Origin of the sequence: Streptomyces sp. NBC_00078 (genome assembly GCF_026343335.1) — a bacterium.
Taxonomy (GTDB): Bacteria; Actinomycetota; Actinomycetes; order Streptomycetales; family Streptomycetaceae; genus Streptomyces.
Map to the genome: position 1 here is coordinate 3,772,521 of NZ_JAPELX010000001.1, position 14,074 is coordinate 3,786,594.

The following is a 14,074-nucleotide window of genomic DNA, read 5'->3' on the forward strand; positions in this document are numbered from 1 at the left end:
GGACTCTAGGCTGTTGGCGTCGTTGGGATGGATGAGGGCAACGGGGACCCTGGAACCGCGGAGGCTTGGGAGCAGTGGGCAACAGAAGGCGCGTCGCCGAGCGACGGAAGACCAAACCCGCCGTGGTCGGCGGGATGATCGCCGTGGTGATCGGCGGCGCCGGCTTCGGCGCCTACGCGCTGTACGGCGGCGGGGCAGCGGCCGACGACAGGACGGCGACGTCGTCCGCGGGCGCCGACCACAAGGCCATCAAGACCGGCCCGCTGTCCGCGGCCGAGGTGAAGACGGCGGCCCAGGGCTTCCTGGCGGCCTGGCAGCAGGGCAAGGTGACGAAGGCGGCCGCCGTCACGAACGACTCGGCGGGGGCCACCGCCCTGCTGACCGGCTACACCAAGGACGCCCACATCACGGGCGTCACGCTCACCGCGGGCACCCGCACCGGCGACACGGTCCCCTTCTCCGTCAAGGGCACGGTGTCGTACAAGGACACCAAGAAGCCGCTCACGTACGAGAGTTCGCTGACGGTCGTGCGCAGCAGGACGGACGGCAAGCCGTACGTCGACTGGCACGCCTCCGTCGTCCACCCCGACCTCAGGGACGGGGACACCCTGGTCACCGGCGAGTCCGGGACGCCCCCGGTCAAGGCGTACGACCGTGCAGGCGGCGAGCTGACGGCCGCCAAGTACCCGTCACTGGGCCCGGTCCTGGACGGACTGCGGGAGAAGTACGGCAAGACCGCCGGCGGCAAGGCGGGCATCGAACTGCGCGTGCTGCGCGGCAAGGAGTCCCAGAAGGCCAAGTACTCCGACAAGACGCTGCTGGCCCTCAGCAAAGGCACGCCCGGCTCGGTGAAGACGACGCTCAGCCCGACGCTGCAGGCGGCCGCCGAGCAGCAGGTGGCAAAGCAGGCGAGGGCGTCCGCGGTCGTGATGCGCCCCTCGACCGGCGAGATCCTGGCCGTCGCCAACACCTCCCACGGCTTCAACGTCGCCTTCCAGGGCTCCCTGGCGCCGGGCTCCACGATGAAGATCGTGACGTCGACGATGCTCTTCGAGAAGGACCTCGTCCACCCCGACGACTCGCACCCGTGCCCCAAGACGTACAAGCTCGCCGGCTGGACGTTCCACAACGACGACGACTCGGAGATCAAGAAGGGCACGTTCAAGCTGGCCTTCGGGGCCTCCTGCAACAACGCCTTCATCAACTTCGCGCCGAAGCTGTCCAACGGCGACCTGACGCAGGAGGCCCAGCAGGTCTACGGCCTCGGCATGAACAACTGGGCCATCGGTGTCCCGACCTTCGACGGCGCCGTCCCGGTGCAGAGCGGCGCGCAGATGGGCGCCTCCCTGATCGGGCAGGGCGGTGTGCGCATGAACCCGCTGAACATGGCGTCGGTGGCGTCCACCGTGGAGGCGGGCACCTTCCACCAGCCGTACCTGGTCGCCCCGAGCGTGGACAACCGCACGCTGGCGAAGGCCTCGCGCACGATGTCGTCGAAGACGCAGGCCGAGCTGAAGGAGGTCATGCAGTACACGGCGGCGTACGGCACGGCGTCCAAGGCGATGGCGGGCCTGGGCCCGAACTACGGCGCGAAGACGGGTTCGGCGGAGGTCGACGGCCAGAAGAAGCCCAACGGCTGGTTCACGGCGTTCCGCGGTGACCTCGTGGCCGCGGGCGTGGTCCAGGCGGGTGGACACGGCGGCGACACGGCGGGTCCGATCGTGGCGGCGCTGCTGAGGATGGGCGGCTGAGCCGAGGATCGCGGCTGAGCCGAGGATCGCGGCTGATCAGCGGCCGGCGGCTGATCAGCTGGTGACCGGCGCGGCCGCCATGTAGGTGCGGCGCAGGAACCGCAGCAGGGACTTGGTCTCGAACTGCACCACCGAGACGCCCTGCGCCGAGTGGAACTCGACCACGGCCTGCACCCTGCCGCACGGCCACACGCGGACCTCTCCGCTGCCGGCCGGGGCGCGCAGGCCCTGTTCCAGGAGCGAGCGCGAGAACGTCCACTCATGAGTCCCGGGAAGGCCGACGCGCACCGAGCGCGGGTCGGTGTCGGGGTCGTAGCGCAGGACGACGGGGATCGTCTCGTCCTCGGGGATGGCGGCGTCCGTGACGACGTGGGCTCGTGCGTACTGCTCGACTACGGACATCGTCGGCCCTCTCACGCTGCGTGATCTGTGTGGAACCTGTGCGTCCACGCACGTCTAATGTCCCATATTTTCCGAATTACGCCCCCTGGCGCAGGACAACCTGCGCGGGATGCTCTGCACGAGCCCCTCGCTCTTGCAAGGAGTTCGCAACAAGCCACTATCATCGAACGGTGCATGTGCCCGACGGATTCATCAACGCTCCCATCTCCGCCGTGACCGGTGTCGTCGCCGCGGGTGCCGTCGCCGTGAGTCTGCGCGGCGCGCGCCGCGAGCTCGACGAGCGCACGGCTCCGCTGGCCGGCCTCGTGGCGGCGTTCATCTTCGCCGTCCAGATGCTGAACTTCCCCGTCGCGGCGGGGACCAGCGGCCATCTGCTCGGCGGCGCGCTCGCCGCGATCCTCGTCGGCCCCTTCACCGGCGTCCTGTGCGTGTCCGTCGTCCTGCTGATGCAGGGCATCCTCTTCGCGGACGGCGGCCTGACCGCGCTAGGCGTGAACATCACGGACATGGCGATCGTCACGACGGTCGTCGGCTACGCCGTCTTCCGCGGCCTGGTGAAGGTGCTCCCGCGCAGGCGCCGCTCGATCACGGTCGCCTCCTTCGTCGCCGCGCTCCTGTCCGTCCCGGCCGCCGCGGTCTGCTTCACGCTGATCTACGCCGTCGGCGGCACCACGGACGTCTCCATCGGCAAGGTCGCCACCGCGATGATCGGCGTACACGTACTGATCGGGATCGGCGAGGCGGCGATCACGGGGCTGACCGTGGGTGCGGTGATCGCCGTACGCCCCGATCTCGTGTACGGCGCGCGCGGCCTGGAGCAGAAACTCAAGCTGCGGGTGAACGGCGAACTCGTGGACGCTCCCCCGTCCGGCCCGGCGCCCGTCGCGGCGCGCACCTCCCGCCGCGCGCTGTGGGTCACCGGCCTTGTCACCTCCCTCGTACTGGCCGGCTTCGTCAGCTTCTACGCCTCCTCGAACCCCGACGGCCTGATGAAGGTCGCCCATGACAAGGGCATCGACAGCAGGGAACAGAAGCACGCGTCGGACGGCTCCCCGCTCGCCGGCTACGGCGTCAAGGACATCACCGACGCGGGCCTCTCCCGCGGCCTCGCGGGCGTGATCGGCGTCGGTGTGACCGTCGTCGCGGGCAGCACCGTGTTCTGGGCGGTGCGCAGGCGCCGTACGGGCGACGTGTCCCCCACCAGCACGGGCGCCGTCTGACGTGGGCGCCGGACACGCGCACAAGCTCTACCGGCACGGGCACTCGCCGGTGCACGCCCTGCCGCCGCACACCAAGCTGGCCGCCGCGTTCGCGTTCGTGGTGGTCGTGGTGTCGACGCCGCGGGAGGCGGTGTGGGCGTTCGGCCTGTACGCCGTACTGCTCGCCGTGGTCGCGTACCTCGCGCGCGTGCCGGCCGGTTTCCTGCTGAAGCGGCTGCTGATCGAGGTGCCGTTCGTCGCGTTCGCGGTACTGATGCCGTTCGTGGCGGAGGGCGAGCGGGTGGATTTCCTGAACCTGTCGCTGAGCGTGAACGGCCTGTGGGGCGCGTGGAACGTGCTCGCCAAGGGCACGCTGGGCGTCGCCGCCTCGGTGCTGCTCGCCTCCACCACGGAGCTGCGCGAACTCCTGCTGGGACTGCAGCGGCTGAAGCTCCCGCCGCTGCTCGTGCAGATCGCGTCCTTCATGATCCGCTACGGCGATGTCATCACCGACGAGATGCGGCGGATGCGGATCGCCCGGGAGTCGCGGGGCTTCGAGGCGCGGGGCGTGCGGCACTGGGGCGTGCTGGCGAAGTCGGCCGGCGCCCTGTTCATCCGCTCCTACGAGCGCGGGGAGCGCGTGCACCTGGCCATGGTCAGCCGCGGTTACGCCGGTTCGATGCCGGTGATCGACGAGGTGACCGCGGACCGGGCGCAGTGGTCGTACGCTCTCGCGCTCCCCTGCGCCGCCCTCGTCGTCTGCCTGCTGGGATGGACCCTGTGACTACTGACCGTGCTGCTTCCCTGGAGGTCTCGGGCCTCGCGTTCGCCTACCCAGACGGCCACCAGGCCCTGTTCGGCGTGGACTTCTCCCTCGCGCGCGGCGAGCGGGTCGCGCTGCTCGGCCCGAACGGAGCCGGCAAGACGACCCTCGTGCTCCACCTCAACGGCATCCTGACCGGCGGCGCGGGCTCGGTGCACGTCGCCGGACTGCCCGTCGGGAAACAGCACATGGCCGAGATCCGGCGCCGGGTCGGCATCGTCTTCCAGGACCCGGACGACCAGCTGTTCATGCCGACGGTCCGCGAGGACGTGGCGTTCGGCCCGGCCGCGGCCGGGCTGACGGGCCCGGCACTGGAGGAGCGGGTCGACCGGGCGCTGGCCCGGGTGGGCATGGCGGAGTTCAAGGACCGGCCCCCGCACCACCTCTCCTTCGGGCAGCGGCGCCGGGTGGCCGTGGCGACCGTGCTCGCGATGGAGCCGGAGATCCTCGTGCTGGACGAGCCCTCCTCCAACCTCGACCCGGCCTCCCGTCGCGAACTGGCCGACATCCTGCGCTCGTTGGACGTCACCGTCCTCATGGTCACCCACGACCTGCCGTACGCCCTTGAGCTGTGCCCCCGCTCCATGATCCTCAGCGGGGGCGTGATCGCGGCGGATGGCAGGACGGCCGAGCTGCTGGCCGACGAGGACCTGATGCGCGCCCACCGCCTGGAGCTGCCCTTCGGTTTCGACCCGCGGTCCGTGACAATGGGCGCGTGACGAACGAGGACCACACGGCGGCCTCTCTGCTGCTCGACGACCAGTTGTGCTTCGCGCTGTACGCGGCCCAGCGGGCGGTGACGTCCTCCTACCGTCCGCTCCTCGACGAACTCGGCCTCACCTACCCGCAGTACCTGGTCCTGCTCGTCCTGTGGGAGCGCGGCGAGAGCACGGTCAAGGCACTGGCGGCCGCCCTGCGGCTCGACTACGGCACGCTCTCGCCACTGCTGAAGCGGCTGGAGTCGGCGGGACTGGTGCGCCGGGAGCGCGCGGCGCACGACGAGCGCTCGGTGCTGGTCGCGTGCACGGGGCGCGGGGAGGAACTGCGGAAGCGCGCGGCCTGCGTACCGGGAGCGCTGCTCGCGGCGACCGGGCTCGACGCGCGGGAGGTCGCGCGTCTGCGCGAGGAGCTGTGGCGGCTGGCGGCGCGGGCCGAAGCGGCGTCGAACCGCTGATCTCGCGTTACCCGCGGTTGCTACCCCCTGGTAAGAGCAGTATCCCTACCGGTCAGTACCTTGTGCACGATGTATTTGCGCGCACTCGTTCTGGGGGGCAGTCATGAGCGACGACACCACCGTCGACACCCGGCCGACGAAAATCATGTACGTCGCCGAGGCGACCGCACATGGCGGCCGGGACGGCTACGTCACCAGCCAGGACGGCCAGATCGAGCTGAAGGTCGCGATGCCCCGGGCGCTCGGCGGCGACGGGAACGGCACCAACCCGGAGCAGCTCTTCGCCGCCGGGTACAGCTCCTGCTTCCACAACGCGCTGGTGCTGGTCGGCCGCCGTTTCGGCTTCGACCTCACCGGCTCCACCGTCGCGGCGAAGGTCGGCATCGGCCCGAACGGGCAGCGCGGCTACGGCCTCGCGGTCGCCCTCAGCGTCTCGCTGCCCGTGCTGGACGCCGATGTCGCGGCGAAGCTCGTGGACGCGGCGCACGAGGTGTGCCCGTACTCGAACGCGACGCGCGGCAACATCGACGTAACGATCCTGTTGGGCTAGCGACACCGGGGAATCGCAGGCTGAGTGGGGGCGTTGCCCACACAGTCGCAGGTCATCCGGAAGGAAGTACGGGCGTGGACGTGAACGGTGCGGTGGCCGAGGGCTTCGAGCCGGTCAGGCAGGCGTTCGTGCGGAACTTCGAGGTGCTCGGAGACCGGGGCGCGGCCGTCGCCGTCTACCGGGACGGGCACAAGGTCGTCGACCTGTGGGGCGGCACGAAGCACGTAGACGGTGCCGCCGGTGCCGCCGGTGCCGAGCCGTGGCAGCAGGGCACCGCCCAGATCGTGCGCTCGGCGACCAAGGGCGTCGCCGCCGCCGTACTCCTGCTGCTGTGCCAGCGCGGGGAGCTGGACCTGGACGCGCCTGTCGGCGATCACTGGCCGGAGTTCAAGGCGGCGGGCAAGGAGCGGACGCGGGTGTGGCACCTGCTCGCGCACCGGGCGGGCGTGCCCGTGCTGGACCGCCCGCTGACCCCCGCCGAGGCCGCGGACCCCGCTCTGGGTGCCGCGGCGGTCGCCGCGCAGGCTCCGGTGTGGGAGCCCGGCACGGACCACGGGTACCACGCGCAGACGTACAGCTGGCTGACGGGCGAGCTGGTGCGGCGGGTCACCGGGCGGGGCATCGGCGAGTGGATCGCGGAGGAGATCGCGGGCCGGATCGGCGCGGACCTGTGGCTCGGGCTGCCGCAGTCCGAGGTCTCACGCGTGGGCCGGGTGGCCCAGGTCGAGCCGCCTGCGGACCTCAGCGGCCTGAAGACACGCCCCACGCGGGCGGTCGCCGACGCCTACGCGGACAGGACCTCCCTCACGCGCCGCGCCTTCGCCGCGATCACCCCGCTGCCCGACGAGAACGACCCCGCCTACCGCGCCGCCGCCCTGCCCGCCTCCAACGGCATCGCGACGGCGGAGGGGCTGGCGCGCTTCTACGCCTCCCTGATCGGCGAAGTGGACGGCGGGACACGCCTGTTCACGCCGGAGACGGTGGAACTGGCGCGCGGCGAACGCAGTGCGGGAACGGACCGGGTGCTCGTGGTGAACACCCGGTTCGGCCTCGGCTACATGCTGCACGGAACGGCGTCCCCGCTCCTCGCGCCCACCTCCTTCGGCCACCCCGGCCGCGGCGGCGCCCTCGGCTTCGCCGACCCCGAATCCGGCATCGCCTTCGGCTATGTGACGAACGGCTTCAGGAAGAGCGTGACGGCGGATCCACGGGCGCAGGCGCTGGTACGGGCGGTACGCCAGTCCCTCTAGACGTTGATCGAGTGCGAGGTCCGCCCGGACGCCGAGTCGATCTCGCCGTGCGCCTTGGCGAGCATCTGCATCGCGAGTTCGTTCAGTGCCCGCGCGCCTGCGATCTCCTCACCCACCCTCGGCTGACGTGCGTCGGTGTGGTGGCGGCTCGCGTGACCGTGGGCGCGTACCTCGGTCCCGTCGGGCAGCCGCACCATCGCGACCGCCCGCGTGTGCGTCTCGTCCTCCTGGAACTCCAGCTCGACGTGCCATCCCACTGCGGTGTGCATCATGACGATCACCTCCGGAAGACCTGCTTCCAGAGTGCTCCTCGGCGCGTCCGCACGCACCACTGCCGGCCCGGCTGCCGGCCCTGCGGCTATCGGCCCCTCCGGACTATCCGTCCTTCCGAAGCCGTGGGGCAGCGCACTGCGCCACGGCGTTCGGAAGGCCGCCCGGAGCCGGGGCTCAGGCCCGCACCAGCTCCCGGTCCTCGTCCGGGTCCGTTTCCCTGGAACCGCCGTCGCCCGGGGACTTCAGCCCCTCGCCCTCGATGTCCACGTTGGGCACGGCCCGGTCCAGCCACTTCGGCAGCCACCAGGCCTTCTTGCCGAGCAGCGCCAGCACCGCCGGGACGATCGCCATCCGGACGACGAACGCGTCGAAGAAGACCGCGATCGCGAGTCCGAAGCCGATCATCTTGATCATGGACTCGCCGGAGGTGATGAAGCCGCCGAAGACGGCGATCATGATGGCCGCGGCAGCGGCCACGACCCGCGCGCTGTGCCGGAAGCCGGTCACGATGGCCTGGGCCGGCGACTCACCGTGGACGTACGCCTCCCGCATGCGGGTCACCAGGAACACCTCGTAGTCCATCGCGAGACCGAAGACCACGCCCACCATGAAGATCGGCATCATCGACATGATCGGGCCGGTCTGCTCGACGCCGATCAGTCCGCCGAGCCAGCCCCACTGGAAGACCGCGACCACGGCACCGAGCGCGGCGAGCACGCTGAGCAGGAAGCCGAGGGCGGCCTTCAGCGGGACCAGGACGGAGCGGAAGACCGCGATCAGGAGGAGGAAGGCGAGGCCCACCACCAGGCCCAGATACGGGGTCAACGCGTCGTTGAGCTTCTGGGAGAAGTCGATGTTCATCGCCGTGGTGCCGGTCACCAGCACCTTCGCGCCGGTGTCCGCCCTGATGTCTGCGCCCTTGTCACGGATGGCGTGCACCAGGTCCTCGGTCTGCACCGAGGACGGCTTGGACGAGGGGATCACGGTGATCGTCGCGGTGTCGCCGGCCTTGTTGAACAGCGCCGGGGTCACCGTCCCGACATCCTTCAGGCCCTTGATCCGGTCGGTCACCGTGGTGGCCGCGGCCTTGGGGGCGTCGCTGCCCTTGGCGTCGACGACCATCATCAGCGGCCCGTTGAAGCCCGGGCCGAAGCCCTCCGAGAGCAGGTCGTAGGCCCGGCGCTGGGTCGTGGACGTCGGCTGCGAGCCGTCGTCGGGCAGGCCCAGCTCCAGTTGGGAGGCCGGGACGGCTATCGTCCCCAGGCCGACCACACCGAGCAGCAGCACGGCGGCCGGCCGGCGGATGACGAAGCTCGCCCAGCGGGCACCCAGGCCGGGCCTGGCCGGCTTCCCTGACGTGCCGTCGTTTCCGACGGCGCCGCGCTTCCCGCGCTTCTCGCCCGCCGCCCTGATCCGCTTGCCCGCATATCCGAGGAGCGCCGGGACCATGGTCAGCGCGATGAGGACGGCCACCACGACCGTGCCGGCCGCCGCGAGGCCCATCTTCGTCAGCATCGGGACGTTGACGACCGCGAGGCCGGCCAGGGCGATCACCACAGTGAGCCCCGCGAAGACCACCGCCGAGCCGGCCGTGCCGGTGGCCCGGCCGATGGCCTCCTCGCGGTCACGGCCCTCGGCGAGCTCGCTGCGGTAGCGGGAGACGATGAACAGCGCGTAGTCGATACCGACCGCGAGACCGATCATCAAGGCCAGCGTGGACGTGGTGTCACCGAGGTCGAGTGTCTTGGCGAGGGCGGTGATGGTGGAGACGCCGATACCGACGCCGATGACCGCGGTCAGCAGCGGCAGTCCGGCCGCGACCAGCGAGCCCAGGGTGATGACAAGGACGACCGCGGCGATGGCGAGGCCGACGATCTCGCCGGCCGCACCCGGCCCGGCCCCGGCCTGCAGCGCGTCACCGCCGATCTCGACGGTCAGGCCGGCCTTCCGCGCATGCTTCCCGGCGTCCTCCAGGGCGTCCCGGGAGGTGTCCTTCAGTTCCATGCCGGAGACCTTGTACTTCACCGACGTATAGGCGACCGTGCCGTCCTTGCTGACGGCGTGCGCCTGGTAGGGGTCGGTGACGGAGACGACCTCGGAGCCGTCTCCCAGCTCCTTCGCCGTCCTCTCGACGGTCGCCCTGCTGTCGGCGTCGGTCATCTTCCCGCCGACGGGCGCCTTGAACACGATGCGCGCGGTCGCACCGTCGGCACTCATCCCCGGGAAGCGCTGTTCCAGCAGGTCGAAGGCCTTCTGGGCCTCGGTGCCGGGGATGGAGAAGGACGTCGAGCCCGCGGCGGGGGCGCCGGCCGCGCCGACTCCGGCGAGGGTCAGCAGCGCCACCCATATCAGGGCGACGAAATGGCGTCGCCTGAAGGCGAGCCGGCCGAGTTTGTAGAGGAACGTGGCCACGTGGGCGTACTCCCGGTCAGGTCGTGGGTCAGTCAGAGCAGGGGTGGTCAGCCCGGCGGGGAGGCAGGGGTGACCGTCCCGACGACGTGAGCGGTGACGTCAGGTGGTGAGGTGGAGGCGGGGATCGATCAGGTGGTGGGCACGCCGAGGGCGGGGAGGACCACGGCGTCGATGTACGAGAGGAGGAACTCCTGTGTCGGCGGCAGCTCGTCGAGCATGGTGCGGGCGGCGAACCCGCCGAGCATCATGTGCATCATGTAGTCGATCGCCGGGTTGTCCGCACGGACCTCACCCCGGTCGACCGCCCGCTGCACGATTCGACGGAACTCCACCATCTCCGGCTCGACGAGATGTTCCTTGAACGCCTTCAGGAGATCCGGGTTGCTGTGCACTGCCATGGCCAGACCCCGCATCAGCGCGGAGTTCTGCTCCATCTCGCAGTCGTCCGAACGCATCGTGAGGGCGTGCAGGTCGCCCTTGAGCGACCCGGTGTCGATGCCACCGAGCCCGATGCCGCCCGGCTTGGTGTGCCGCACCGCCTTGGCCACCAGCTCGGCCTTGCCGCCCCACTGGCGGTAGAGGGTCGCCTTGCTGGACTTGGTGCGGGCGGCCACGGCGTCCATGGTGAGGGCGTCGTAGCCGACTTCCCTGAGCAGGTCGAGCACGGCCTCGTACAGCTCGGCCTCGCGCTCGGGCGTGATCCGACTGCGACGCGCTGTTGCGACCTCAGTCATGCCACTCACCTTCCGGCTCGGGGTGCGTCCTTCTCGTATGCCCACGAAGATACCCTGAATGCAAACGAAACGAAACCGTTTCGTACGTGTGGTGGCTCACGTGTGTGAAGGACCCATAAGTTGCTGGGCCCCATTCACCGGAAAAGCATGGGGAGGTGAGCTATCTGCGCCTGCCGCACCTGAGCGGCGACCACTTGTGCTTCGTGGCCGAGGACGACCTCTGGCTGGCCCCCCTCGACGGCCCGGGACGCGCCTGGCGCCTGACCGTCGACCGTACGAAGATCGGCCACCCCCGCTTCTCGCCGGACGGCACCACGATCGCGTACACGAGCTGGCGGAGTCTGGTCCCCGAGATCCATGTGGTGCCGGTGGACGGCGGACCCGGCCGGCAGCTCACCTACTGGGGCTCGGCCGACACCCAGGTCTGCGGCTGGGACCCGGGCGGCACCATCCTCGCCGTCGCCTCCCACGGCGAGCCCTTCTCCTATTTCACCTGGGCCTACAAGGTGTCCCCCGACGGCGACGCCGGGCGCAAGCTGCCCTGGGGCCCGGTCTCCGACATCCAGGTCGCCGAGATCGACGGCGAGCGCAGGACCCTCCTCCTCACGGGCACCCCGCCGCACGAGCCCGCCGCCTGGAAGCGCTACCGGGGCGGGGCGACGGGCCGGCTGTGGCTGCACGGCGAGCGGCTGCTGCCCGACCTCGAAGGCCACCTCCACTCCCCCATGTTCGTCGGCGGCCGTATCGCCTTCCTGTCCGACCACGAGGGCGTCGGCAACCTCTACTCCTGCGCCCACGACGGCTCCGGCCTGCGCCGCCACACCGACCATGACGCGTTCTACGCCCGGCACGCCGCGAGCGACGGCACCCGGGTGGTGTACCAGTGCGCCGGCGATCTGTGGATCGTCGACGACCTCGCCGCCGACTCCGTACCGCGCCGCGTGGACGTACGGCTGAGCGGGCCGCGCGCGGGCCGCCGCAGCTACCAGGTCCCGGCATCCCAGCACGTGGACGGCATCTCGGTGGACGAGACGGGCCGCGCGAGCGCCGTTGTCGTACGCGGCAGCCTGTACTGGCTCACCCACCGCGACGGCCCGGCCCGAACGATCACCGACACCCCGGGGGTACGGGTCCGGCTCCCGGAGATGCTCGGCTCGGCCGGCCAGGTCGCGTATGTGACGGACGCGGAGGGCCAGGACGCGATCGAGATCGCCTACCTCCCGCGGGCCACCGGCGACCGCGAGCCCCGGCGGCTGGCCTCCGGCGAGCTGGGCCGCGTCCTGGAGCTGGTGTCCGACCCGAAGGGCGAGCGCCTCGCCATCGCCTCGCACGACGGACGGCTGCTGCTCATCACCGTGCCCGACGATGCGGCTGCCGCCGCGGGGACCGAGGATTCGGGCGGCGAGGTGACCGAGCTGATCCACTCGGTCAACGGGCCGGTGCGGGACCTCGCCTTCTCGCCGGACGGGGCGTGGCTGACGTGGTCGCACCCGGGGATCGGCAGGTCGCTGAGGCAGATCAAGATGGCCCGGATCTCCGCAACCGGCACAGGGGACCCTCTGATCGTCGACGTCACCAACGGCCGCTTCGAGGACGAGAACCCGGTGTTCACGAGAGACGGCCGCTATCTGGCGTTCCTGTCCTGGCGCGGCTTCGACCCGGTCTACGACGTCCACACCGGGGACCTGTCCTTCCCGCTCGGCTGCCGGCCCTATCTGGTGCCGTTGAGTTCGGCCACCCCCTCCCCCTTCGCCCTGAACCCCGAAGGACGGCCGGCCGCCGGAGGCCTGGACCCGGTGGAGGACGAGGAGGGCGGCGACGGCGCGGTCACGGTCGAGGTCGAGGGGCTGGAAAGCCGGGTCACCCCCTTCCCGGTGCCCGCCTCCAAGTACTCGGCGCTGTTTCCGGTGGCGGGCGGCGGGCTGGTCTGGCTGCGCTGGCCGATCTCGGGGGCGCTCGGCGAGACGTTCGCCCATCCGGACGACACCACCGGCCGCCCGACCCTCGAACACTTCAACATCAGCAAGGCGAAGAAGTCCGAACTCGTCGAGCACCTGGACTGGTTCGCGATCAGCGGCGACGGAAGCCGGCTGGTCGTGGTCGACGAGGGCGACCTGCGGGCCGTCCCGGCCGGCGAGTCCGGGGACGGCGACACGACGGTCTGGATCGACCTGCGCCGCATCCTGCACGAGGTCTGCCCGGCCGCCGAGTGGCGCCAGTCGTACGAGGAGGCCGGGCGTCTCATCCGCGCGTACTTCTGGGACCCGGGGATGTGCGGCATCGACTGGGACGCGGTGCTCGACCAGTACCGTCCGCTGCTCGAACGGGTCGCGTCCCCGGACGAGTTCGCCGACCTCCTGCGCGAAGTCCTGGGCGAGCTGGGCACCTCCCACGCCTACGTCACCGCCGCACGCCGCAACGAGGGCCCACCGCACTACCAGCGTCTGCAGGGCCTGCTCGGCGCCAACCTCGTACGCAGGGACGAGGGTTGGTTGGTCAAGCGGATCCTGCCGGGCGAATCGTCGGACTCCAAGGCGCGCTCACCGCTGGCGGGCACGGGGATCCGGGAGGGGGCCGTGCTGACCCACGTCGACGGCCGCCCGGTGGACCCGGCGAGGGGCCCGTACCCGCTCCTGGCCGGTTCGGGAGGCACCACGGTGGAGCTGACGTTCACGCCGGCCCAGGGCGAGGCGGGCCGCGCGCGCCGGGTGGCGGTCGTCCCGCTGATCGACGAGCGCCCCCTGCGCTACCAGGACTGGGTGGCCAAACGCCGGGCGGTCGTACGGGAGTTGAGCGGCGGCCGGTGCGGCTATCTGCACATCCCGGACATGGGCGGCTCGGGCTGGGCCCAGTTCAACCGGGACCTGCGGCTGGAGGTGTCGAGGCCCGCCCTCATCGTCGACGTACGCGGCAACGCGGGCGGCCACATCAGTGAGCTCGTCGTGGAGAAGCTGACCCGCACGATCCTGGGCTGGGACCTGACCCGCAACGCCCAGCCGGTGTCGTACGCCTCGAACGCGCCGAGAGGTCCGGTGGTGGCGTTGGCGGACGAGGCGACGTCCTCCGACGGCGACATGATCACCGCGGCCATCAAGCTCCTCGAACTCGGCCCCGTCATCGGCCAGCGCACCTGGGGCGGAGTGGTAGGCATGACCGGCCGCCACCGGCTCGGCGACGGCACGGTCATCACGGTCCCGATGAACGCGGCCTGGTTCGACGCGTACGGCTGGGGCGTCGAGAACCGGGGCGTGACACCCGACCTGGAGATCCTGCGCACCCCGCTGGACTGGGCCGAGGGCCGCCACGCCCAACTGGACGACGCGGTCCAGCTGGCCGTGGAACTACTGGAGTCGAACCCCCCGGCGACGCCCCCGGACTACAGCGACGTCCCCGACCGTTCAAGGCCGAAGCTCCCCCCGCGCCGCTGACGGAGCGGCGCCGGCAACGCACCCCGCACCGGACGGGCAAAAGTGGGGTGCCCCAGAAGTCAGGGCACCCCACTCTCA

12 protein-coding genes are annotated in these 14,074 nt (G+C 71.0%); 8 read left to right on the plus strand and 4 right to left on the minus strand.

Annotated elements, in window-relative coordinates; genetic code table 11:
* The first annotated feature begins 74 nt into the window (after positions 1-74).
* Positions 75-1,751, plus strand: a complete 1,677-nt coding sequence (locus OOK07_RS17530; RefSeq protein ID WP_266681282.1) for a penicillin-binding transpeptidase domain-containing protein — start codon at positions 75-77, stop codon at positions 1,749-1,751.
* 54 nt (positions 1,752-1,805) lie between these two features.
* On the opposite strand, the gene OOK07_RS17535 is transcribed toward OOK07_RS17530, so the two are convergent.
* Entirely contained in the window at positions 1,806-2,153 is a 348-nt protein-coding gene (locus tag OOK07_RS17535; RefSeq protein ID WP_266681284.1) for an SsgA family sporulation/cell division regulator, read from the minus strand.
* 170 nt (positions 2,154-2,323) lie between these two features.
* Here OOK07_RS17535 and OOK07_RS17540 point away from each other — a divergent pair, with 170 nt between their 5' ends.
* The 6 genes from OOK07_RS17540 to OOK07_RS17565 all read left to right on the plus strand — a co-directional run bounded on the left by OOK07_RS17540 (position 2,324) and on the right by OOK07_RS17565 (position 7,149).
* Positions 2,324-3,373: an energy-coupling factor ABC transporter permease gene (locus OOK07_RS17540; protein ID WP_266681286.1), complete on the plus strand. Its 1,050-nt coding sequence runs from the start codon at positions 2,324-2,326 to the stop codon at positions 3,371-3,373.
* A 1-nt stretch (position 3,374) separates the two neighbouring features.
* Positions 3,375-4,136, plus strand: a complete 762-nt coding sequence (cbiQ, locus tag OOK07_RS17545; protein ID WP_266681288.1) for a cobalt ECF transporter T component CbiQ — start codon at positions 3,375-3,377, stop codon at positions 4,134-4,136.
* Positions 4,124-4,894 (plus strand): energy-coupling factor ABC transporter ATP-binding protein, encoded by a 771-nt coding sequence (locus OOK07_RS17550; protein ID WP_266797313.1) that lies wholly within the window; start codon positions 4,124-4,126, stop codon positions 4,892-4,894. The genes cbiQ and OOK07_RS17550 overlap by 13 nt, the downstream gene beginning before the upstream one ends.
* Positions 4,891-5,349 (plus strand): MarR family winged helix-turn-helix transcriptional regulator, encoded by a 459-nt coding sequence (locus OOK07_RS17555; RefSeq protein WP_266797314.1) that lies wholly within the window; start codon positions 4,891-4,893, stop codon positions 5,347-5,349. Before OOK07_RS17550 ends, OOK07_RS17555 begins: the two co-directional genes overlap by 4 nt.
* Positions 5,350-5,452: 103 nt before the next feature.
* The gene (locus OOK07_RS17560; RefSeq protein WP_266583927.1) at positions 5,453-5,899 is read left to right on the plus strand and encodes an organic hydroperoxide resistance protein; all 447 of its coding nucleotides are present in this window, start codon (positions 5,453-5,455) and stop codon (positions 5,897-5,899) included.
* 74 nt (positions 5,900-5,973) lie between these two features.
* A complete protein-coding gene (locus OOK07_RS17565) occupies positions 5,974-7,149 on the plus strand; it encodes a serine hydrolase domain-containing protein (protein ID WP_266797316.1) in 1,176 nt (391 codons plus the stop codon).
* On the opposite strand, the gene OOK07_RS17570 is transcribed toward OOK07_RS17565, so the two are convergent.
* The 3 genes from OOK07_RS17570 to OOK07_RS17580 all read right to left on the minus strand — a co-directional run bounded on the left by OOK07_RS17570 (position 7,146) and on the right by OOK07_RS17580 (position 10,568).
* Positions 7,146-7,421: a DUF1876 domain-containing protein gene (locus OOK07_RS17570; protein WP_266515920.1), complete on the minus strand. Its 276-nt coding sequence runs from the start codon at positions 7,419-7,421 to the stop codon at positions 7,146-7,148. The two genes, OOK07_RS17565 and OOK07_RS17570, sit on opposite strands and share 4 nt — an antisense overlap.
* A gap of 175 nt (positions 7,422-7,596) precedes the next feature.
* Positions 7,597-9,834 (minus strand): MMPL family transporter, encoded by a 2,238-nt coding sequence (locus OOK07_RS17575; protein WP_266797318.1) that lies wholly within the window; start codon positions 9,832-9,834, stop codon positions 7,597-7,599.
* 128 nt (positions 9,835-9,962) lie between these two features.
* Positions 9,963-10,568 (minus strand): TetR/AcrR family transcriptional regulator, encoded by a 606-nt coding sequence (locus OOK07_RS17580; RefSeq protein ID WP_266797320.1) that lies wholly within the window; start codon positions 10,566-10,568, stop codon positions 9,963-9,965.
* Between the two features lie 155 nt (positions 10,569-10,723).
* Between OOK07_RS17580 and OOK07_RS17585 the strand changes: the two genes are divergently transcribed.
* Positions 10,724-13,996 (plus strand): S41 family peptidase, encoded by a 3,273-nt coding sequence (locus OOK07_RS17585; protein WP_266797322.1) that lies wholly within the window; start codon positions 10,724-10,726, stop codon positions 13,994-13,996.
* Positions 13,997-14,074 lie beyond the last annotated feature (78 nt).

Coding starts and splice junctions, on each gene's coding strand:
- OOK07_RS17550 (WP_266797313.1), top strand. CDS start 4,124: ATGGACCCTGTGACTACTGACCGTGCTGCTTCCCTGGAGGTCTCGGGC.
- OOK07_RS17560 (WP_266583927.1), top strand. CDS start 5,453: ATGAGCGACGACACCACCGTCGACACCCGGCCGACGAAAATCATGTAC.
- OOK07_RS17580 (WP_266797320.1), bottom strand. CDS start 10,568: ATGACTGAGGTCGCAACAGCGCGTCGCAGTCGGATCACGCCCGAGCGC.
- OOK07_RS17535 (WP_266681284.1), bottom strand. CDS start 2,153: ATGTCCGTAGTCGAGCAGTACGCACGAGCCCACGTCGTCACGGACGCC.
- OOK07_RS17570 (WP_266515920.1), bottom strand. CDS start 7,421: ATGATGCACACCGCAGTGGGATGGCACGTCGAGCTGGAGTTCCAGGAG.